Raw genomic sequence first — 21,181 nt, forward strand, 5'->3', positions numbered from 1 at the left:
GGTACGGTCACATATATAGGCAATGTCGCCGCGAGAGCTCAAGGAGTGAATAATGAGTTTTAGCCAGGATGAGACATGGGCTGCACGGGCTCTGTGTGCTGGTCAGGAACCGGATGCTCTATTTGTACAAGGAGCGGCGCAAAGACAAGTTCGCACTCGCTGTTTCGCGTGTCCAGTACGTCTTGAATGCCTAGCCGATGCCTTACAATCAGAAGCTAACTACGGGGTGTGGGGCGGCCTCACTGAAAGGGAGCGCCGCGCGATGCTGCGTCACTACGAGGACGTAACCGACTGGTGGCAATGGCTGAACGAGTCTCATGACGAACTGGCTGCCGAGCTCCGCCAACCAACCACCCCCAATGTTTTAGCGCGGGTGCGTTAAGCGCCTGGCTGCCATTAGACTTGACCTATGACTAAATGGGAATACGCGACGATTCCGTTACTGTCGCACAATACGAAAGCGATTCTTGATAACTGGGGAGAAGATGGCTGGGAACTGGTTAGTGTAATTGCCGGTCCCAACGGTTGGGAAAACCCAGTCGCCTATCTAAAGCGTCCTCGCGGTGAATAAAATGTCGAATGTTTCTCACCGTTTAACCGAGGCTGGAATGCTATTGCCCCCAGTAGCGACTCCGGTTGCGGCCTATACCCCCGCAATTGCCCTTGCGGGCGAGGGCGGAATACTGGTGCGCACCTCCGGGCAGATTCCGGTAGTGGACGGAGAACTGGTGGCAACTGGCTTGGTGGGGGCAGAAGTTAGTCCTCAAGATGCTTATCGGGCAGCTCAGGTTTGCGCCCTTAATGCCCTGGCAGCTGGCGCGGAGGTTGCCGGTGGAGTAGACCAGCTAGAACGGGTACTTAAAGTGACCGTTTTTGTCGCTTCTGCTCCTACTTTTACCGGTCAGGCGAGTGTGGCCAACGGTGCCTCCGATACTTTCGGGAAGCTTTTTGACCAACCCCATATTCGCTCCGCAGTTGGGGTGGCCGCCCTCCCTCTAGGAGCCCCTTGCGAGGTAGAGGTAGAGTTTCTGGCTCGTTCTTAAAAGCTAGGTTTTAGCTAGCTTTCTTGGCGTGTACGGTGGCGATCCGGCGCGCCGACCAGTAAACGATACCGGTAAAGATCACGGTACCTAAGCTGCAAATAAGCTGCACAGACAGCTTATGTTCTCCGGTGAGGGCAGCGATAGCGAACCCGTTAATCACGCAAAGTACCGCGGTAGCCCCCAGTAGGGGAGCTGCCGCCCGGTGAGCCTGGATCCAGGCATTATCGCTGGCGATGGTGGCGGCATTGACGATCCCCCAGCGGGAGGCGCGGGGCAGGTGGCGACGATGAAAAAGAATCAGTCCCACCCCCAGGTAGGCTGCGAGCAGGAGGTAGCAGATGCCAATTACCAAAGCCATCATTTTATTCATTCTCTTTCTTTGGCGAATTCACTTCAAACTTTAACGGATTTTCCCGGCGTTTCAGGGCATCAGTCAGTGCAAATAGGAAAGCTATGATGATGAAAGCTACGACCGTGGCCATTCCGTAGCTAAATGCCTCGGTGTAGGCGGCTCGAGCAGGTTCACTGCCGGCAGGGGCATTGATGTCACCCAGCCGCAGGTAAAAAGCTAAAGTAGCGCCGGCCAACCCAATAGCTCCTCCTACCCGTTGGGCAGTTTGGGAAATTCCCCCGGCCGCACCAGCTCTGCCCGGTGGTATCGAAAGCAGCGAGAGTGCTTGCGCGGGAGAAAAGAAAATTCCCGATCCTAAACCTGAACAGAACATGGAGACTATTAACAGGTAGGGGATGCTTCCGGGGGAAGCAATCCGGGTTATTAGCGCGGTAACACTCAACGAGACGATAACGAGGGCGCAGGCGATCACTAAAATCCCGCGACCCCACTTTAGGGTCAGGCGGGAAGACCTAGCGGAAGCAATCGCGGAGCCTAGCGCTAAGGGGATCTGTAAAAGTCCAGCTACCAGGGGGCTGATTCCTAATCCTTGTTGCAGGTAGAGGGTGTAAATAATAAATAGTGCTGTCCAGCCTGCGCAAAATACAGTCAGTACTATCGTACCCACCATATAGGAAGGATCTAGGAGCAGAGAGCGGGGCATGATTACCGGGATCTGGCGTCTTTCGCGGAAGTTCTCCAGTGCCCAAAATCCTAGGAAACCTAGGGCTCCACCCGGCAGCAACAGCCAGCGCCAATTTCCAAGTCCTCCACCAGGCATAGTGGCATCAATAAAGGGATACATTACCGCCAAAAAGGCTGCCGCCAGCAAGAAGATTCCCGGCAAATCAAGGCGAGTGTCGCTATCTGTGCGGGCGGGGTCAGGACTAATAGTGCGGTAGGTGACAAAAACAATTACTAGGCAGATGGGGATATTGATTAAGAACGCGGCTCGCCACCCGAGATCGGTACCTAGCAGCGCGATTAGTACTCCTCCCATCGTGGGGCCGATGGCGGTGGCAATCCCGATAATCATTCCGAAGGATCCGTAGGCGCGGGTGCGTTCTTCCCCATGAAAAAGAATCTGGATCAGCCCTAATACTTGGGGACTGATAATGGCGGCACCGATTCCGGCCAGTAGGCGCATCAAAATTAGAATTAGCGGGGTGGTAGCTAGACCTGCGCCTAAAGAAGAAAGGGCGAACACTGCTACCCCGATTACAAACAGGCGGCGGTGCCCCCACGTGTCTCCCATTCTGCCTGCCGGAATTAGGGCAATCCCAAAAATCAGGGTGTAGCCCGCCATTATCCATTGCACATCGCTGCTGCTTAGTCCCAGTGCTTTGGTCATGGAGGGGATGGATACATTGAGCATCGACACTGCCAGCAAGGTCAAGGCTGCCGCCGAAAGCAAGGTGTAAAGCGCGCGGTAGCGTTGGCGCCGGTCTGGCTGAGGATTATGCATCGGTTATAGCCTAAGGGGTGGCGGGTTAAAAGCGTTAGTAAAGCCAGTCAGGGTGCAGCAAGTGCCGCGAGTTAGTAACTTAGGAGGCCGATTTGGGGCGAAAAATATCTGCGGAGGATGGGCAGACGGCATTAGCGGTCTGGAGCAAGGGAAATGCCAGTCGGGCAGACACTGGCACCGCAGTTCGTTACAGCTTGCAAGTGTTAGCTCAGCGTCATCCGGGGCAGGCGGTAGAAGTGAGAGTGCCGCCTTTTGGGGCAGTGCAGATTGGCGCAGGAACCGTGCATCGGCGTGGAACCCCGCCAGCGGTGGTGGAAATGAATACGGATACTTGGCTCGCCCTCGCCACCGGCATCTTAACCTGGGAAAACGCCGTGAATGGGAAGAAAATCAACGCTACGGGCGTGGGCTCAGATTTAACTGCCTATTTGCCGGTGTTTTCCTCGCCGCGCCCTCGTAGCTAGAGGCTAGAGCGCGGTTAGTTGCGGATTGCAGAATCCCGATTCGCTAAGGGGGAAACTGTGGGAAACTATAGAAACTGCCTATAGCTTAGAATATGGTTACTACAAGGAACAGCTCTCAGCTATGGATAGGAGCGATTTGAAAATGTCAGATTCACAGCGGCAGGTACCGCCTACTCCCGGCTATCATTCGGCACCTGGAACTCCGCCGGAACATCGAGCGACTCCGGGAGTTCCGGCAACTCCCGGTTACCACTCGCCGCAAAATGGAGGAACGCCTCAGGGATCTACTGCTCCCCAGGCAGCAGCTGGTGGTGCTGCAAATACGGGTAGCAAAGCTGCTCCGCGCTATGTATCTCCGCAGCTAACTGGGCGGGAAAATGCCAGCGATAAAGCAAGTGCCAGCAAACCGGCAGCTGTGGCTGCGGAAAAAACAGGATCTGCCCGTCCTAATTTGGGAAATCTGGTTTCGAAACTATCTGACCAGGTGCAGGCACTGGTAAAGGGTGAGATTGAACTGGCTAAGGTTAAGGCCGCAAATATGGCTAAGCGTTCCGGGCTGGGAATTGCGCTCCTGGTAGTAGCTGGGGTGCTCGCCCTCTATATGTTGGGGTTCCTGTTTGGGGCAGCGGCAGAGGCTCTGGCGCTGGTAGTGCCGGTATGGGCGGCGAAACTGATTGTTGCCGGTATCCTCTTGGTGTTGCTGCTGATTTTAGCGCTGGTAGGCAAGGCTTCTTTACAAAAAGGAATGTCTGAAAAACCAGACCCTCAAGAAGGTATAAAAGAAGGTATCGCAGCAGTAAAGAAAGGCTTGGAATAAGATGACAGCACGTAGCGAAAGTCAGATTAAGGCAGATCTCGAGGCTGCCCGGGCAGACTTAAGTGGCACCGTAGAGGAACTTTCCGATTATTTTTCACCGAAAGCTAATGTAGAGCGGGCAAAATCCGATGCCCAAAAGAAGGCGCGTGCCTTAGCGGATAAAGCTCAAGATACCGTGCAGCAGGCCAGTACCGGCAAACCAGAGGCTCTGGGAAAGGTGGCATTAGCTGCTGGGGGAGCCTTGGCTTTAGGAGCGCTGCTGGTGCGCCGGATACTAAAGTAACTCCAAAGCCCAGCTATTTACACAGTAAGACTATTGCCATTCCCACCTGGTGTCATTAACCTCACCTGGCGGCTCAAATGGTCATGGCGCCCGTAATGGGGTATCTTTTTATACAGAACATTTTAGAAGTTTTAGGGTGCGTTTAACGTATCCGTGATTATTGTGGAGGGGGTCACGCCATGGGGCGCGGCCGTCAAAAGGCTAAACAGACAAAAGTAGCGCGTAAGTTAAAGTACTACAGTCCCGAGACGGACTATGAAGCGTTGCAGCGGGAGCTGCAGGCTAAACAACGTGATCAAGCCGAAGATGATAACGGCGATGATTACGAGGATTGGCGTAAGCATATTCCGTCCGCGACCGATGACGATTGGTTTAACTAACCTGGAGCCATTCCCGGGTAGTGGTGTATCTAGACGCATTAAGCGGCGTTAGGCAGCAGCTTCCGCCGCCTCTTCAGGTTTAATCCCCGGAGGAGACCGCCTCCAGGATTGGCATCCTGCGCGCGCGGCGCGCCGGCAGTAGCGCCGCCAAAGTTCCTACCAGCACCGCCAATAGACAAATCAACCCGAGCGAAGCCCAGGGCACCTCAATAATGCTGATCCCGCGGTCGGATAGATAGCGACACACAAACGTTGCTAGCGCGGTTCCGCCACCTATCCCCAGGAGGGTACCTGCCAGCGTAATCAGCACCGACTCGACGGTAATCATCAGGGATAGCCCCAGGGAAGAAAGCCCCACGGTGCGGATTAGCCCTAGTTCTCTAAAACGCTGCTGCACCGAAAGCGATAGCGTGTTCATAATTCCTAAAGCTGCGATTATCAGGGATAATGCTAGTAGTGCGTACAGGACTGACAAAACCTGATCTACGGTAGCTGCCACTCTATCTGCTGCTTCCTGATGTGTTTGCACCACCATAAAAGGGTTGTTTGAAACTACTTTTTGCACCTCGCGTTGTACTTTATTCAGGTCAGCCCCGTCCTCAAGTTCGATGGAGGCGCTGGTGGTAATGTCGGCCGCTTCGGGACCTAGTTTGGTGGCCAGGGAGCGGGGCACCATTACATCCAGGAATATTAATTCGGTGTCGATAGTGGCGGCGATAGTAACTATTTCTTGCCCGTGAATCCCGCTGATCTCGATCTTGTCCCCGGGGGCGAGCCCTCTAGATTTAGCCCAGGCGCGTGACACAATTGCTCTAGGAGTTGCAGGTGACTGCGAGAAATAGTCTGCGGTTGCACCGCTAATGGGGGTTACCTTAATGTAGCGGTCAAACTGCGGATAGGTCACTTGCATCATGGTTTGCTCAGGTTTTTTCCCCGGAACTGTAATCCGAAAAAGCCCGATTCCAGTCATCAGGTCTACCTGTTTTACCCCAGATACCCGGGCGGCTTTGTTCAAAAGACTGGGAGAAAGCGAAACCACTGTTGGCTCCGTGCTCACCACCAAATCGGTGTTTATCTTTTGATCTATTACCGATTGGGTAGAGGCCTTGGTAGAGGCAGCCAAAGTCGCTCCCACGGCTACCAGAGCAACCCCGATCATGAGAGCGGCGGCAGTATTGGCCGTTTGCCTCAAGTTGGCAGTTAAGGTGCGCATCGCCAAGCGGGCATGAGGACGCAGCCACCAAATCAGTCCGGCTAAGACCCTAATGATTGCTGCGGATAAAGGAGTAACCAAAATCAGCATGGCCAGCAAGAATAGGGCGGCACCAATGCCGAGCCACAGGCCGTTTGTCCCGCTATCTGAGGATGCCCACGCAAGTAGTCCCCCTGCGAGCGCCAGCACCAGCGTCCCAATTATGGCTCGTGGCCATACCGGTTTTTGGGTTTGCGTATTCTGTCGCATCGCCTCTACCGGAGGCGTAAGTGCCGCTGACCTGGCTGGCCAGAGAGAACCGATTACCGTCACGATAATGCCCACGGTTAAAGCCAGGAGGGTAATTGACCAGGACCAGCTAATCTGTAAAGCTTCGAATCCGGCTTTTGCTAAGCCCCAGGAAACCAGGCGGGTGAGTAGATATCCGGCTCCCACCCCGATCGCGGAGCCGAGGATACCAACTAGTAAGCCTTGTAGCGCCACAATCGAGAACACTTGTCCTCCGCTAGCCCCGATTGCCCGCAACATCGCGAATTGTGATTGCTCGGCACGCACCATCATTTGGAAAGTGTTGGTAATAATAAACGTCCCCACAAATAGGGCAATTGCTGCGAATACCAGTAAAAATACATTGACAAAATCGAGAGAGGAAGTAGCCGCGGTGTTGATTTCCTGGTTATATTCCGCCTGGGTCATCACCTCTGCGCTTCCCGAAAACTCCTGGTTTAAAGCGCTTCGAAGCGCCGCCCCCGCCGCTCCTTTCTCCGCGGTAATAGCGATTGCGGTAGTGGCCGGGGGCAGAGGCTTTTGGGTGAGCGGTGCGAACCCGTCCTCGGCAACAAACACATAGTTGGTAAAGGCAACCGGAGTGGGGAAACGATAAATCCCGCTGACCTTGACGGATTCACCTTCGCTAGAAACATAAACTTTCAGGCTTTGACCAGTTGCTACCCCGAGGCGTTTCGCTGCGGATTCCTCTAATGCAACCTCGCGCTTACCCTGAGGAGCCTCGCCTTTTACCAGGCGCGGCTGGGCGGAATGACCCGGATAAATCACCTGCAAAACCGAGACCTGTTGGCCGGTACCTAGACGTTTATTGTCCTGGTCAGTAAGCATACAGACATCTATCAAATAGGGGTCGGCATATTTGACCCCGGAAACGCTTTCAGCTTCTTGAGCCATTTTTACTGACAGATTTTTCCGAACTGGTGCTTCGTCCGCTACTTTGCTGCCCTGAACTTTTCCTACCAGGTAATACTGGTAAGTGTTGGTAGAGGCGATCAAAGAATCATAAGAATCGGCAAGGGTGGCGCGCAGCGCAAAAATCCCCGATAAGAAAGCCACCCCGAGCACCACTGCCAGTAGCGACATTTGGAAACGTCGCAGGTGGGCGCGCAGGTTGCGCCAAGCTATCCTAATCATGCTTTATCCTGAGGGGTTTCAAAGGAATCGATCGCATCTTGCGAGGAATCAAGCAGTGCTTCCGCCTTCTTAATCATGGCGAGCAAACGCTGTTTTTCCTGATTTAAAGTATCCTCCGGGGTGCGTGGTACCGATTTACTCGGTTTGGCCTCAATTGGCGGCATTTGATTCCCCGCAGTTTTCTTGGTTCCTGCCTTGCTTGCGGATACTTCCGGCTGGGCAGCGCCACCTGTCTGTTTGCTAGGGGTCTTTTTCGTGGCTGCCAAAGCTTCATTTGCCTGGGAATCGTGTATAGCTGTAGGTTCAGGATTTTCAGTGCGGGTAGTTTTCCTGGAGGCGGGGACATCTGCTGCGTCCTCCCAAAATCCGCTAGTTTCTGCTACCGGATTGGAAAATACTGAATAAAGTCCCGACCAGCGCTGGTTATCAGTTTTTTGGTCAGTCTTTCTAGACGCGCTAGTAGCAATCTTGTTTGCTTTAAAGCCACCGGGTGTGGAGGCAGGCGGTTTTGCCGAGGTATGGGGGCTGGGCGAGCGCGCAGGCTCCGGCTTAGGTACGTTTGTTGAGGACGACTGTGGCCTCGGTTTTTCTTCTTTAGTAGCTCTCGATCCCGGTTTGGGAGTCCATCCCTGCCAAGTAGTGCCGCGTTCATCCCGAGTTTCCCGCACGCTGCCACTTAGGCGGGTAACGGGCATTTTGGAGGCGGCGGGCTCGGCCTGTTTACTGGCGCTTCCAGGCGAGGCTACTTCCACCGGCGGGTTGCTTTTCTTTTCTGGCGGCGCCGCTTCCCGCTTCTTAGCCAATGCTCGCCGCGCGCCCTCTCGGGTACGCAATTCCGCGGGTACTACCGGTTTTCCCGCTCCCATCAGGGCGTGCAATGCCCCCGCATCTATGCCCCCAACTTTATTTGGGGCGGCGGAGCGAGGCGGTAGCTCAACTTGAGCGCCTCGAGCTAGCTGTAAGTTTGCCAGGCGCGCCTGCATTTTTTCATGATCTGGCCAGGCACCTGTTTTGGTTCCAGCCGGCAAGAATGAGGCAGATTTCTGGGTATCCTTTAAGGATCCGCTGGCAGCATTCTCGGTATTAGGTAGGGAGTGCGTGGCCATAAACGCAGGTAGTTCGGTTTGAGCCGCCAGTATCCGTTCGCGTTCTGGGTTATCGAGTTCGGCCACAATCTTGCCATCGGATAAAAACAGGACGCGATCAGCATAGGCGGCCGCCGCGGCCTCGTGGGTTACCATCACTACTGATTGCCCAAAATCATTAACTGCTTTACGCAGGTAACGCAGGACTTGCTCCGAGGATTCAGAATCTAGATTTCCCGTGGGTTCGTCCGCAAAAAGCACCACCGCATCTTGGAGGAGGGCTCTAGCGCAAGCCACTCGCTGCTGTTGCCCGCCCGAAAGCTCCGAGGGGCGATGATTTAGGCGATCTTGTAACCCCAATGCCGCGACTACTTGTTCGAAGCGTTCTGCGGGAAATTTTCGACGTGAGATTTCGAAAGGCAAAACCATGTTTTCTTTCGCGCTCAGCGTGGGGATTAAGTTAAATGCCTGAAAAATAAAGCCGATATGATCACGGCGCAGCCGAGTGAGCCGGCGCTGGTTCATCCCTACGATCTCGGTGTCGTCGATTTTAATAGAGCCGGAAGTAGCGGATTCAAACCCGGCTAAGCAGTGCATAAATGTCGATTTACCAGACCCGGACGGGCCCATGATCGCGGTGAAGTGGCGGCGAGCAATCCCGATGGAAATACTATCCAGAGCACGTACCTTGCCCGCTCCTGACTCATAATCTTTGGTCAGGTGATTGACCACAATCACCGGGTCTTCAACTTTAGAAGGCAGTTTAAGACCGGATTTCAGGCGGCTGTCTTGGGAGTTCACCATGTGTTTTATGTTATCCCATACCTCTAGGAGTGTCGTTAGTGCCACTCGCACCAATATTGCACAGCCGGGATTACGATCTGGTTTTCCTAATTTGTTTATTTGTAAACAGCTCCGCGAATTATTGCCCCGCTAGATTCGCAAATAGCTAAGGAAGGGGAGGATATGGCAAGCGAGGTGGCGATTGCGGCCGCTATTAGCGAGGATATGCGACAAGCGGCGCTGGTGGCGCACAGCGCTTCAGGACAAGTGGCTGGGATGGATTTGCGTGAACAGTGGACATCAGATGCAGCTACCGCTGCGCAAGGAACTTTGCGGCGTCAAGAACAGAACCTGATTGCGCTATCTAGAGCCGCGGTGGCGGCGGATAGCTTAGCCCAGGAAGCAATCTCGGCGCTGCTAGCCCTACAGCAGGCGGGAAAATAACTATGCCCACCGATGATAATTCCCTACCGATTAGCGTAGTTGGCGGTCACCAGCTGGGGATTAACACCGCAGTTATTCGTGCTAATGCGGCCAATTTAAACAGTATTTTAGAAAAGGTTTTACAGGTCAGACGGATTGCCAGTCAAGCAGTAAACTCTGCTGCCATCTTGCCACGGATATCGGTAACGCAGCGACTGATTTCAGCGTTGCAGATGCTCGCGGAATCAGCGATAGATTTATCTCTCCAGATCGGATTGCTACAAAATAACTTGCTGCTGGCAGCAGCCAGATACGAAAACTGCGAGGCACGTTCGCGACAGATAGTTTCTTCGTTGGATGTGCTTTCCGGTTCAATAGACTTCGGTAGTCTTGCGGGACTTTTGTTATGGAGCAAACCTGATGATTACTTAGGTGATTCTGCGCTGTGGGTTTCACAAAACGACCGGCACCGCGATAATTCTTTGCTCGCAGCCCTAAATGAGCAGGGTGAAAACGGCAAAGGTTTCATCGTGCAGTTATTGTCTGCCCGGCTCGCCCAGCAGATTGCGGCATTTCAAGGACCGGGTTCGCTGTGGGTAGCCCCCAAAATCGATGGTAAATCTCAAAAAGTTACCGCTCCCTTAAACATTTCTGGACTGGTCAGCGAATTTAATCAAGCAAAAGCGTTTCCCGATCATGGCGAGTTGCGGGTAGTTAAATATCGTACCGGTAATCGGGTTGCTTGGCGGGTAGATATCCGTGGCACCCAGGTATGGACGGTTACGGGGGCAAATCCGCAAGATATGCGCACTAATTTGCAAACTAATGCATCGGGTCGGGCAGGAAACTCCGATATGACCAATGCGGTTACTAGAGCCTTAGATCAGGCCGGGTATCGCCGCGGGCAACCGGTAGAACTGATAGGTCACTCGCAAGGCGGGGCGGTGGCAGCACAACTAGGTGCAAATCCCGATTTGGCAAAAAAATACAATATAAAAAGCGTGGTAACGCTGGGTTCTAATACCGGCAATTTTCGTCCGGCGTCAGGAGTCCATATGGTATCACTAGAAAATTCTGCCGATATTGTGCCCCGGCTTGACGGACGGACAAATCCCAATGTTCCCAACCTGACCACGGTGCGGACCTATAAGAACTACCACAGTGTGGGAGGAAATCACGCTAAAGAACTATATGGTCAGGTAGCGAAAGCGTGGGAAAACTCCGGCGATGGAGACTATGCGCGTTTTATTGAAACTCGTAACCACAACTTGGGGATTAATAGGACTACCAAAGCCACGGCGCAATCATTTGTAGTGAAACGGATGGAAGCTCCGCGTCCTGCAAATCCTAGAACCATTAAAAGGCTAATCTCTCCCTTTTAATGGGGTTACACCAGTAAAGTAATAATGATCAGCATCGCCACCGCTATCTCCGCGAACCCTATCCGCGATACCGTAAGCGCCTGCGGATATTTCTTTTGCAATAGCGGCACCGCAATCGAGCGCGCCAGCAGCAGCGTCCAAACCAACAGATGCCACCAGGTAACCCAACCTAGAATGAAAAATGCCAGAATCACCGCAGTTAGTACTGCATGAGCCCCTATCGAAAAGAACCAGAAAGGCTGCGAATTTCGCCGGCGAACCAAAGACCGCACATAGGGAATAGTTGACCAGTAGTAAGAGGTAATGACCCAAGCTACTACCAGCATCCAGCCCCAACCTTGCAGATTCCCGGTAGGAGATACGACCCAGTCAACATTACTGGTAGCAGTATGTTCCAACCAGGGAATGGCAGCGAAAGATCGCGAAAACTGGGTGCCGATATCGTAGGAAACTAGGCTCATGACTCCAGTCGCCAAAATGGTACTGGTGCGCGCCAATAAAGATCGTTCCCGATGGAGAACCGATTCGACCACTGCGATTACGATTAGCGGGAAAAATACTAGGGTCCACTCCAGCAGCGGGGGTGCTACCAGCAGGCTGATAACTCCTAAAACTAAAGTTATAGCACCATAGATTTGTAATGGTTTGAAGTAACGATCTTTGCGGTGGGATCGCAACCACAGTCCCCCCGCATTAAAGGCGAAATATCCGCAAAGCCACAGCGTAAATACCAGCCAATGAACTGGACGAAGCGAAGACTCTATCACTCCAATCCAGTAGGGCAGTAGCGCCATCGCATAGGCACCCTCTTGAGTTGGCACCCAACCGTTGCGTGCCCATCTGCCCCAGCGGTTAGATTTTTTACCAAGCTGTTGGATGATATGGAGATCATCGTCGCGTTTAAGTGGCTTATTAATCTGCGAAAAATCGTTTTTCACTACCCGCCGAAAGCGGGAGGTGTGAGCCTTCACTCCCGGTAGCTGCAGTTTTTCCGAGGGCGAAGAAAGCTTTTCGCCCTTCCGGGAGTCTTCTGCAGATTTTGCCAGCTGGTCGCTAGGCGCGGGATTGTCAGCGTTAGACTCTCCCAGCAAGGGGGCATGAATCTTTTGCAGGTTACCGGTGTTGGGAACGGCAGTTACCCCGCCGGTGGTACTAGCGGAAACACCTCCCTCGGCGCTGAAGCCCTGGGGTTTTCTAACCAGCAGAGAACGCCGGATCGGGGGCTCGGAATTGGTGTCACGAGGAGTATCGCCCTGGCTGCCATCACTATTCAAGGGAGTAGGATCCTCGCCCGCTAAAGGTTTTGAAGAGGCGATCGTATGAGAGTAAGGCTGCGGAATTGTGCTGCGTACCGGCCTCGCCCTTGAGGGCGTCCTGTCCGGTTTGACCTCGTCTTCGCCCGCTATATCTTCGGGCTGAACGGCTTCATACGCATTTTGCACATGGGCAACCGTACTATGAACACATGAGATTGTGCTTAATAGATGCTCACGAAGCGGTAGCATTTTGGTCTCGGTTAGATATAAAAGTGCCGATAAGAACGGCTAATAACACTTCGGTCACATTTTTTCTGGCGGGATAAATATGCGCTCAGGTATTTAAGATACATTTGCGTCAGGGAATCCCTTATGAGTTAGAAAACCTTATAAACTTAAATCCCCTGGTAATGGCAATTTAATATTTGGATGCCTCTTAGCTGGGACCGCAGTCCTAAGGTAAAAGTATGACTGAAGTTCGAATTCATGGCAGAGGTGGCCAAGGCGTCGTAACTGCTGCTGATCTGATTGCCTATGCGGCATTCACCGATGGGCATCATGCGCAGGCGTTCCCTTCTTTCGGTTCGGAGCGTACCGGTGCGCCGGTAGTTTCTTATTGCCGGATTGCAGATAAAGAAATCCGTACCCGCGAACCCGTTCAGGAACCCGATTTGGTGGTGGTGCAAGATGCTACCCTACTGGCGATTATGGACGTGTTTTCGGGTCTGAAACCAGACGGGTTCGCGCTGGTAAACTCGGCCAAGTCGGCTGCTGAACTGGGGATAGAGGAAGTAATTGCCGCCCACCCGCAAGGACATGTGGTGATGATCCCGGCTACCGAGATCGCTAAGAAGCATCTGGGTCGCCCCCTACCGAACGCAGTGATGCTGGGGGGAGCAGCCGCCCTGACTGGGTTAGTGCGCCTGTCCAGTGTTACCCAGGCGATTCAAAACCGTTTCCACGGCAAAGTCGGTGAAGGCAATGTGGCTGCCGCGGTCGCCGCCTACGAAATGGTCAGTTCAATGAAAGAAGAGGCCAAGTAACGTGCTAAAACAGATTGAAGGTTCGCAAGCTATTGCGCAATCGGTTGCCGCCTGCAGCCCGGAAGTTGTCAGTGCTTACCCGATCAGCCCCCAAACCCACATAGTGGAGGCGCTATCTGCCCTGGTTAAAGCAGGCAAGATGGGCAGCGCGGAATATATTAACGTAGAATCCGAGTTCGCAGCCATGTCGGCCTGCATTGGGGCTTCGGCAGTGGGGGCGCGTACCTATACCGCTACCGCCTCCCAGGGGCTTCTCTATATGGTAGAGGCAGTTTATAACGCTGCCGGGCTAGGGTTGCCCATCGTAATGACGGTGGCTAACCGGGCGATCGGCGGGCCGATCAACATTTGGAATGACCACTCCGACACCATGAGTCAACGCGAATCCGGGTGGCTGCAATTGTTCGCTGAGAACAACCAGGAAGCCTCGGATCTGCATGTACAAGCGTTCAGGATTGCCGAAGAACTTTCGGTTCCAGTAATGGTTTGTATGGATGGCTTTATTTTGACCCACGCGGTGGAACAGGTAGATGTTCCGGAAAAAGAGCAGGTAGAAAAGTTCCTGCCTCCCTATACTCCCCGGGTCGTCCTCGACCCAGCAGATCCGATTACTATTGGTGCGATGGTAGGTCCGGAAGCCTTTACCGAAGTAAAGTACCTCCAACACGTCAAACAGCTGCAAGCGTTAGAGCTCATTCCCAAAGTACAAGCAGAGTTCAAGAACATTTTCGGGCGCGATTCCGGCGGGCTGGTTCGTCCCTACCGGATCGAGGACGCCGAAACCGTTATCGTGGCGATGGGTTCGGTGCTGGGCACCATTAAAGACGTGGTTGATCAGCGCCGCGAAGCGGGCGAAAAAATCGGGGTGCTCGGGATTTGCTCCTTCCGACCCTTCCCCTTTGAACAGGTAGCCAAGTATTTGGGGGGTGCAAAACGCTTCGTATGTATCGAGAAAGCCTTCTCCTTAGGTATTGGGGGAATCGTAGCTTCTCATTGTCGCTCTGCTCTTTCGCGAGCCGGCAAATCAGTTCGTGACTATGAAGTGATCGCCGGTTTGGGCGGGCGCAATATCACGGAGCATTCCCTGGAGCAGGTGCTGGATCAGGTAGCCGCCGACCAGCTAGAACACCTAACCTTCTTGGATCTGGATCAAGAACTGGTTGAGGCGGAGCTGGAACGGGAAAAAGCCACCCGGCGTTCTGGTCCGATCAGTGAAAACATTCAACGTCACGCCACTCAGCGTGCCAATGCGGCGCGCGGAATTTAGGAGGCAGGCTATGTCAGCAACTATGAGTGTTCCGCTTCCGGCACCGCAGTTTCGCGAAAGCGTAGAAACTGCGATTCCGGCACGCGAAAATGTAAAGTTTTACCAGGTAGGCTCCTATGCGGTGGGTAACCGCCTCGCGGAATTAGATTATCGTTCCGTCCAGTCTGACCCGAACCGGATCAACTCGCTAACTTCCGGTCACCGCGCTTGTCAGGGCTGCGGGGAAGCTTTGGGGGCGCGTTACGCCCTCGACACCGCGATGGATGCCGCCGATCGAGATTTGGTGGCGGTTAATGCCACCGGCTGTCTGGAGGTTTTTTCTACTCCTTACCCCGAAACTGCTTGGACGATTCCTTGGGTACACTCCCTATTCGGCAATGCTCCCGCAGTAGCTTCGGGGGCGGCGGCAGCGCTTCGCGCCAAAGGCAAGAAAACCCGGGTGGTTGCCCAGGGAGGCGATGGCGGCACCGTGGATATCGGGATGGGCTGCCTGTCGGGGATGTTCGAACGTAACGACGACGTCCTCTATATCTGCTATGACAATGGCGCCTATATGAATACCGGGGTGCAGCGAAGCGGGGCGACTCCCCCCGCTGCCCGTACGGCTACCACCCAGCCGGTAGGGGAAAAACCCGGAAACGTGTTTGGCCAGGGTAAAGATGTACCGCGAATCGCCATGGCGCACGAGGTTCCTTACGTAGCTACTGCCACGGTCGCGGATTTGCGCGATTTGGAATACAAGGTACGCAAGGCCATGCAGTTCCACGGTTCTCGCTATATTCACGTACTGGTGCCGTGCCCGCTGGGTTGGGGTTCTGCTTCTAACCTGACGATTCGCCTGGCACGCCTGGCCACCCAATGCGGACTATTCCCGGTTTACGAGGCCGAGCATGGCGAGATTACTTCGGTAACTAAGCTGCGCCGCCCGGTGCCGGTCACCGAATATATGCGTCCGCAACGCCGCTTCGCCCACGTATTTAAGAAAGGGCAAGAAGAGGTCTTAGAGCGGATGCAGCAAATCGCGGACCGTAATATCCGCCGCTACGGCCTCATCGATCCGGAACAATTGGACGAGGACGTACTGGAGCGGATTCTGGCGGCGGGTGAAGACCCCGAGGGGCGCTTTACCCAGCGCATTATTGAAGAGGCTTCGAAAGCTAAACGTACCCAAAGCGACGCTTTTTCTGCGGATGACCGCCCGGATTCTGGGGAAACTTCTGCTTCCGCGATGCGTCATATTGCCGGCAACTCGGCTTCAAAGGGGGATAACTAAATGAGTCAAACTGCTCTGCCCACTCCGGAGATTCGCAGTGAAGATACCGCTCCTTGGGCGGTGACTTTGAATGTGGGGTCGTCGCTGGCGAATGAAACTGGTTCCTGGCGTACCGAACGTCCGGTTTATGTGTCCATGCTGCCCCCTTGTAATAAGGCTTGCCCCGCTGGTGAAAACGTCCAGGCTTGGCTTTACCACGCCGAGGAGGGCGACTACGAGGCCGCTTGGCGGGAAATCATGGTAAACAATCCGTTACCTGCCACTATGGGACGGGTTTGCTACCATCCTTGCCAAACTGCCTGTAACCGCGGGCAAATGGACGAGGCCGTAGGCATTAACGCGATTGAGCGTTTCCTGGGCGATAAGGCCATTGCAGAGGGCTGGAATGTAACTATAGATGCGGCTCCCACCGGTAAACACGTACTGGTAGTGGGAGCCGGGCCTTCCGGGCTGTCTGCTGCCTATCACCTGCGCCGCCTCGGTCACGAAGTCACCGTAAAAGAAGCCGGGCCGATGGCGGGCGGGATGATGCGTTTTGGGATCCCTAAGTATCGTCTGCCCCGCGAGGTGCTCGATGCCGAGATTAAACGGATCGAAGACCTGGGGGTACGTTTCGAGTTCAATGCCAAAGTCGAAAATGTTGACGATGTGGCCGATGACTTCGATGCCGTATTTTTGGCGGTCGGTGCCCATATTGGGCGTCACGCCGATATTCCTGCTGGTGGCTCTGCGAAAGTTATGGACGCGGTTCAGCTGCTTGCCGATATGGAGGGCGAGGACAAGCCGATGCTAGGGCGGCGGGTTGTTATCTATGGCGGGGGTAATACCGCGATTGATGCTGCTCGCACCGCGAAGCGTTTGGGCGCAGAGGAAGCGGTGATTGTGTATCGTCGTAACCGTGACCGGATGCCTGCCCACGATTCTGAGGTTACAGAAGCCGAAGAAGAGGGGATCATGATGCGGTGGCTGTCCACCATCAAACATATTGATGGCGGCAAGCTTACGGTAGAGAAAATGGAGCTGGACGAGAACGGCTTCCCCCAACCGACCGGTGAGTTTGAAGAACTCGGCGCCGATTCGGTGGTAATGGCGCTAGGTCAGGAATCTGATTTAGGTTTGGTGGAGCGTGCCCGCGATATCGAAATCGAAAAGGGAGTCGTCCAGGTTAACTCGCAGATGATGACCGGGCGTCACGGCGTGTTTGCCGGCGGGGACATGGTTCCTTCCGAGCGTACAGTTACGGTGGCGATTGGTCACGGCAAGAAAGCTGCTCGCTATATTGACGCTTTCCTGCACGGCACCGAGTACCACAAGCCCCCGATCACCGGAGATGCCACTTATGATCGGCTTACTAACTGGTATTACGCGGATGCTCCGCACCGGGTGCGCGCCAAGATTGAATCTGCCCGGCGCTCCTCGACCTTTGACGAGGTTGTGCAAGGCTTAGATCAAGAGTCTGCCCTATTTGAGGCGCGGCGCTGCATGTCTTGTGGTAACTGTTTCGGTTGCGATAACTGTTTCGGGGTTTGTCCTGATAACGCCATCAAGAAGATTAAGCCGGGCGAGTACGAGTTCAAGTATGACTACTGTAAGGGCTGCGGGATTTGCGCTGAAGAGTGTCCTTGTGGCTCCATCTTGATGATTCCAGAGGAAAACTAGCCGGTGATTAGGCGCGCCAAAGAGTAGATCGGAACCGCAATAAACAAAGTGGGTAGCAGGGCGAGGGTAAGTTGCCGCCAGCGGTAGTTTTTACCTGCCGGCACCATAAATAACGCGTTGATACAGGCGACTAACAGCCCAGATAGGAATCCTAAACCCACCGTCATGATCCAGATCGCCAAGGCAGGATTGCGGTAGGCAAAGGGGATCGCTAGGGCTAAATCGGAGTATTGGTATAGCACAAAATACGTCAGCAAACCCGAGGCGAGGATCCCGGCTACAGAGCAATATAGCCAGCGGAGACTGGCATATTTGGTGGGGAGTGCCAAGGTTAGGCAAGCTAGTCCCATGGCTGGCAGTGCTGCCATCGCCAGCAGGTTCATCGTGGGGTAGGCGATAGCCAGTCCCCAGGCCGATCCGGCTGCTACCAGCGCGCATCCAGCGATAGTGCTAGCTAGTGACCAGGTAGTTAAAGGGCGATGTTTTCCTCGGGTCATTTCGGCGATAAAAGCTGCCAGTACACACCAGGAAAGTACCAGTGGAACCCAGGTGAGATTATTGGTTAAGAATGCGGCCAGCAGGCAGCCGATTCCGGCGATTACCACCACTAAGCCGGTTCGCCCCGGGCTGGGAGCCTGGGAGAGGCCACCCCAAGTTAGGGAGACCGCGATGGTCACCGCGGCGGCAGTGGCTACCGCTAAATAGGGGTTCCAATAGAGGAAAAAGAGCATCGCTAGGGGAGGTAGGGCAGCGAGTAGCGCTACCCACCAGCTGCGAGCAGCTATGGGAGAAACCGGGTTCGGGGTAGGTTTTTTCGCCGCACCTGCCAAGCCGGGCGCACTTTTTTGGGTGTTACTGCCGCTAGGGGCAGGGGAGTCTGCTGGCGCAGGCGGGTTCGCGCCGCTCGGGGTTGCCTGCGGTTTGGTTACCGAATCTTCCATGTTTTCGATTCTCTCCCGGTTTTGCTCTTCGCCCAATTGCGTCACTTTTATAGCTTGTGCCTTACTTACTCTACTAGGCTGTAGCTCATGATGGATTTACCTTTAGGCTTAGCGAAAGAATTAATCCCCCTGGCGTGGCTACTGGGGTCTTGGCGAGGGTGGGGAACCGCGCGTTTGCCTAAAGATCCGGATACTGAAAGCGCAGAGCGCGAGGAATGCTTTATTTGGCAAGAAACTACTTTTCGCGCCACCGGGACGAGTCTGCAGCAAGCTACCCTTACCTGGTTGGCAGAGCCGGTTGCCGATAAACCGGATATGCAAGCTGACGCCGCGACTGGCCTAAAGCAGTTGCGCCGTGGTGCTTTGCTTTGGCGGGAGGATACCTCTTGGCGAGTAACTGCTGCCGCCCCTGCCGATAGTGAGCAAGAGGCGCGTTCGCGCTCTCGCCTGACTTCTGCTGGCGGCCCCTACACCGCCGAGGTTTCTTGGGAGGCGGTCTCGATGGGGCCGCGGATCATGATTTCTTCTCGCCGCGCCCCTGCCCCCTTTGAGCAGCTTTCGCGCATGATGGGATTAGTTTCTTCGGAACTGTTCTGGGCGCAAGATTCGGTTCTTCCAGGTCAAGAGGCCGAATCTGATTTTTCGGCGCGTCTGTTGCGTCTTCCCGTCGGAGAGGAGACTTTGAGCGCACCCGGGGTGACATCTTTGCCCGCTGGGGAAGATCCGCGCAACGATCTAGATAAAGAGGAAGCCGCCGGGGCTACAGGGGAAGCTAAAGAGGAAAAAGATGCCGAGCAGGCCGCCGGCAGGCAGGAAGCTGCTGATTCCCGCGAGGAAACTCCGGGTATTAGCGGGGAAGAAGGAGCCTAATAGTGACTTTTGTAGACAACCAAGTGGCTTTGCGGGCCGGATTCGGGATCGCGGAAACCGAGCTCCAGGTGCTTACCGTGTCTGGGATAGATGCCCCCTCCTGGCTAACCACCCTATCTTCGCAAGTCGTAACCGGTATGTCTGCGGGCGAGAGCCGGGAAATGCTCTTCCTGGATGCCAACGGCCGGGTCAAATTTGCGGCTGGAATTGTTTGGGCGGGCGAGGTTGCTTGGCTGTTTACCGCGGATGCGTCGGCTTTGGCGCAGTTTTTAGAATCCATGAAATTTATGTCCCGCGTGGAAGTTACCGTCCGCGAGGAGCTTTCGGTTTGGGGATTTTTCGCCCCCAGCCTCGCTGAGGAAGTGCTGAGACAGCTTGGGCCGATTTGGGCAGATCCTTGGCCGGGAATAACAGCTGGTGGCACCGCCTATTCTCCGCGCGCCCTCGCTCATCCCGGGCGAGATTACCCCGCGCGTCTCGGGGTGATTCCCGTTGCGGATACCGCTAAGGTGCACGCCGAATTGCGTAGCCGTTGGGAACAGCTTTCTTGGCCGCAAGAAACTACGGACGGTTACAGCCTGGCGGCTCCGGTATATGCTGCCGAGGCCGATTGGCGGGCTTTGCGGATAGCGGCTTGGCGTCCCTACGGCTCAGATGTTGACCCGCGCGCTTTGCCACATGAACTTGATTGGTTACGCACGGCGGTTCACCTTAATAAGGGATGCTACTGCGGACAGGAGACGGTGGCGCGCATCGTTAACCTGGGGCATCCTCCGCGCCGAGCGGTGTTTTTGCATCTGGATGGTAGTTCCTCTTTGTTGCCTCCTGCGGGTGCAGAGCTTTTCTCCGGGAGCCGCAAGGTAGGTAGCGTGCGGGTAAGCGCGAATCATTTTGAGGACGGCCCCATTGGTCTCGGCTTAATTAAACGGAGCGCTCCTACTGGAGATCTCACGGTCTGTTGGCAAGAGGACGGGGAAGAGCACTCTTTGGCGGCGGCGGTGACCCCAATTGGGGATCCCTCTGGGGTTTCCTGGCAGGGACAGTCCCGCATTGATCGGAAAGCCTTTTCTGAAGCTTCTCTGCCTGGCGGTTCCGGATCATTAAATATTGCAGGCTAGGAGGCTCTTTTGCGTACCTTAATTCAGAGGGCACTTTCGGCTGAGGTTACGGTCGATGGTAAAACGGTTGGGAGGCTGGCTTGCCCCGGCCTGGTAGCTTTCGTGGGGATAACCCCCGGTGATGGGCAAGAACAGATTGATTGGACGGTGCGCCGCCTACTTAATCAACAGATTTTTGAGGACGGCTCTTCAGTGCTGGAGTCGGGGGCACCCCTGCTGGTGGTTTCCCAGTTCACCCTGTATGGTTCGGTGCGCAAGGGACGCCGCCCTTCCTGGACTTATGCGGCTAAGGGCGAGGTGGCACATCCTATTTTTGACAAACTAGTTGCGGATTTGCGCGCTGGTGGCGCGGAGGTTGAAACCGGAGTCTTCGGCGCGATGATGCAGGTGTCTTTAGTTAATGATGGGCCTTATACTTTGTGGCTGGCCAAGGAACCCCAGTAACGAGTCAGCTAACGTAGTTGGCTAGGTTTACCAAGCAGTGCTGTCTTCGGTTTAGGCTGGTCGTTAAAACTAGTTTAATTATTAAGGAATACCCAGTTCGATAACCATAAAATCCCTTAATGATTTTTAATGTTAATTCGCAATTGATGCAGGTCTTTT

At 54.5% G+C, this 21,181-nt stretch carries 22 protein-coding genes; 16 read left to right on the forward strand and 6 right to left on the reverse strand.

What is annotated here, in order from left to right:
• Positions 1–52 precede the first annotated feature (52 nt).
• Genes L0M99_RS05085 through L0M99_RS05095 form a run of 3 tightly spaced genes read left to right on the forward strand, consistent with a single transcriptional unit; the run spans position 53 to position 1,043 of the window.
• Positions 53–382, forward strand: coding sequence for a WhiB family transcriptional regulator (locus tag L0M99_RS05085; RefSeq protein WP_024060005.1), 330 nt, complete (start codon positions 53–55; stop codon positions 380–382).
• 27 nt (positions 383–409) lie between these two features.
• Positions 410–571, forward strand: a complete 162-nt coding sequence (locus L0M99_RS05090) for a DUF4177 domain-containing protein (RefSeq protein ID WP_022864469.1) — start codon at positions 410–412, stop codon at positions 569–571.
• A gap of 1 nt (position 572) precedes the next feature.
• The gene (locus L0M99_RS05095) at positions 573–1,043 is read left to right on the forward strand and encodes a RidA family protein (RefSeq protein WP_238127974.1); all 471 of its coding nucleotides are present in this window, start codon (positions 573–575) and stop codon (positions 1,041–1,043) included.
• A 10-nt stretch (positions 1,044–1,053) separates the two neighbouring features.
• On the opposite strand, the gene L0M99_RS05100 is transcribed toward L0M99_RS05095, so the two are convergent.
• Positions 1,054–1,413, reverse strand: a complete 360-nt coding sequence (locus L0M99_RS05100; protein WP_238127975.1) for a hypothetical protein — start codon at positions 1,411–1,413, stop codon at positions 1,054–1,056.
• Positions 1,406–2,899, reverse strand: a complete 1,494-nt coding sequence (locus L0M99_RS05105) for an MFS transporter (RefSeq protein WP_238127976.1) — start codon at positions 2,897–2,899, stop codon at positions 1,406–1,408. The genes L0M99_RS05100 and L0M99_RS05105 overlap by 8 nt, the downstream gene beginning before the upstream one ends.
• A 92-nt stretch (positions 2,900–2,991) precedes the next feature.
• On the opposite strand from L0M99_RS05105, the gene L0M99_RS05110 reads away from it, so the two are divergent.
• From L0M99_RS05110 to L0M99_RS05125, 4 genes are all read left to right on the forward strand, one after another.
• On the forward strand, positions 2,992–3,363 hold the full coding sequence (locus L0M99_RS05110; RefSeq protein ID WP_238127977.1) for a sterol carrier family protein: 372 nt from the start codon (positions 2,992–2,994) through the stop codon (positions 3,361–3,363).
• 142 nt (positions 3,364–3,505) lie between these two features.
• Positions 3,506–4,180, forward strand: coding sequence for a phage holin family protein (locus tag L0M99_RS05115; protein ID WP_238127978.1), 675 nt, complete (start codon positions 3,506–3,508; stop codon positions 4,178–4,180).
• Between the two features lies 1 nt (position 4,181).
• On the forward strand, positions 4,182–4,463 hold the full coding sequence (locus L0M99_RS05120; protein ID WP_238127979.1) for a DUF3618 domain-containing protein: 282 nt from the start codon (positions 4,182–4,184) through the stop codon (positions 4,461–4,463).
• Positions 4,464–4,642: 179 nt separating this feature from the next.
• Positions 4,643–4,843 (forward strand): DUF3073 domain-containing protein, encoded by a 201-nt coding sequence (locus L0M99_RS05125; protein ID WP_238127980.1) that lies wholly within the window; start codon positions 4,643–4,645, stop codon positions 4,841–4,843.
• Between the two features lie 79 nt (positions 4,844–4,922).
• Here the strand turns inward: L0M99_RS05125 and L0M99_RS05130 are convergent, their stop codons facing one another.
• Complete coding sequence (locus tag L0M99_RS05130; protein ID WP_238127981.1) at positions 4,923–7,478, reverse strand: ABC transporter permease; 2,556 nt, start codon at positions 7,476–7,478, stop codon at positions 4,923–4,925.
• The gene (locus L0M99_RS09910; protein ID WP_337954206.1) at positions 7,475–9,412 is read right to left on the reverse strand and encodes an ATP-binding cassette domain-containing protein; all 1,938 of its coding nucleotides are present in this window, start codon (positions 9,410–9,412) and stop codon (positions 7,475–7,477) included. The genes L0M99_RS05130 and L0M99_RS09910 overlap by 4 nt, the downstream gene beginning before the upstream one ends.
• Before the next feature lie 117 nt (positions 9,413–9,529).
• Between L0M99_RS09910 and L0M99_RS05140 the strand changes: the two genes are divergently transcribed.
• Together L0M99_RS05140 and L0M99_RS05145 are read left to right on the forward strand one after the other, a co-directional pair.
• The gene (locus L0M99_RS05140) at positions 9,530–9,790 is read left to right on the forward strand and encodes a hypothetical protein (protein WP_238127982.1); all 261 of its coding nucleotides are present in this window, start codon (positions 9,530–9,532) and stop codon (positions 9,788–9,790) included.
• 2 nt (positions 9,791–9,792) lie between these two features.
• Positions 9,793–11,151, forward strand: a complete 1,359-nt coding sequence (locus tag L0M99_RS05145) for a hypothetical protein (RefSeq protein WP_238127983.1) — start codon at positions 9,793–9,795, stop codon at positions 11,149–11,151.
• Between the two features lie 5 nt (positions 11,152–11,156).
• Here L0M99_RS05145 and L0M99_RS05150 read toward each other — a convergent pair whose 3' ends face one another.
• Complete coding sequence (locus tag L0M99_RS05150; RefSeq protein ID WP_238127984.1) at positions 11,157–12,593, reverse strand: YwiC-like family protein; 1,437 nt, start codon at positions 12,591–12,593, stop codon at positions 11,157–11,159.
• Positions 12,594–12,874: 281 nt separating this feature from the next.
• On the opposite strand from L0M99_RS05150, the gene L0M99_RS05155 reads away from it, so the two are divergent.
• Genes L0M99_RS05155 through L0M99_RS05170 form a run of 4 tightly spaced genes read left to right on the forward strand, consistent with a single transcriptional unit; the run spans position 12,875 to position 17,649 of the window.
• Positions 12,875–13,450, forward strand: a complete 576-nt coding sequence (locus L0M99_RS05155) for a 2-oxoacid:acceptor oxidoreductase family protein (RefSeq protein WP_024060018.1) — start codon at positions 12,875–12,877, stop codon at positions 13,448–13,450.
• A 1-nt stretch (position 13,451) separates the two neighbouring features.
• Entirely contained in the window at positions 13,452–14,717 is a 1,266-nt protein-coding gene (gene porA / locus L0M99_RS09915) for a hypothetical protein (protein WP_024060019.1), read from the forward strand.
• A gap of 10 nt (positions 14,718–14,727) precedes the next feature.
• The gene (locus tag L0M99_RS05165; RefSeq protein ID WP_024060020.1) at positions 14,728–15,990 is read left to right on the forward strand and encodes a thiamine pyrophosphate-dependent enzyme; all 1,263 of its coding nucleotides are present in this window, start codon (positions 14,728–14,730) and stop codon (positions 15,988–15,990) included.
• Entirely contained in the window at positions 15,991–17,649 is a 1,659-nt protein-coding gene (locus L0M99_RS05170) for an NAD(P)-binding protein (protein ID WP_238127985.1), read from the forward strand.
• Here the strand turns inward: L0M99_RS05170 and L0M99_RS05175 are convergent.
• Complete coding sequence (locus L0M99_RS05175; RefSeq protein WP_238127986.1) at positions 17,646–18,626, reverse strand: hypothetical protein; 981 nt, start codon at positions 18,624–18,626, stop codon at positions 17,646–17,648. The two genes, L0M99_RS05170 and L0M99_RS05175, sit on opposite strands and share 4 nt — an antisense overlap.
• A 51-nt stretch (positions 18,627–18,677) precedes the next feature.
• Here L0M99_RS05175 and L0M99_RS05180 point away from each other — a divergent pair, with 51 nt between their 5' ends.
• From L0M99_RS05180 to dtd, 3 genes are read left to right on the forward strand one after another with little or no spacing between them, the layout of a single operon-like run.
• Positions 18,678–19,460 (forward strand): heme-binding beta-barrel domain-containing protein, encoded by a 783-nt coding sequence (locus tag L0M99_RS05180; RefSeq protein WP_238127987.1) that lies wholly within the window; start codon positions 18,678–18,680, stop codon positions 19,458–19,460.
• Positions 19,461–19,462: 2 nt separating this feature from the next.
• Positions 19,463–20,578, forward strand: coding sequence for a YgfZ/GcvT domain-containing protein (locus L0M99_RS05185; RefSeq protein WP_238127988.1), 1,116 nt, complete (start codon positions 19,463–19,465; stop codon positions 20,576–20,578).
• Positions 20,579–20,587: 9 nt separating this feature from the next.
• Positions 20,588–21,022, forward strand: coding sequence for a D-aminoacyl-tRNA deacylase (gene dtd, locus L0M99_RS05190; RefSeq protein ID WP_238127989.1), 435 nt, complete (start codon positions 20,588–20,590; stop codon positions 21,020–21,022).
• Positions 21,023–21,181 lie beyond the last annotated feature (159 nt).

Origin of the sequence: Varibaculum cambriense, assembly GCF_022133705.1 — a bacterium.
GTDB lineage: Bacteria > Actinomycetota > Actinomycetes > Actinomycetales > Actinomycetaceae > Varibaculum > Varibaculum cambriense_A.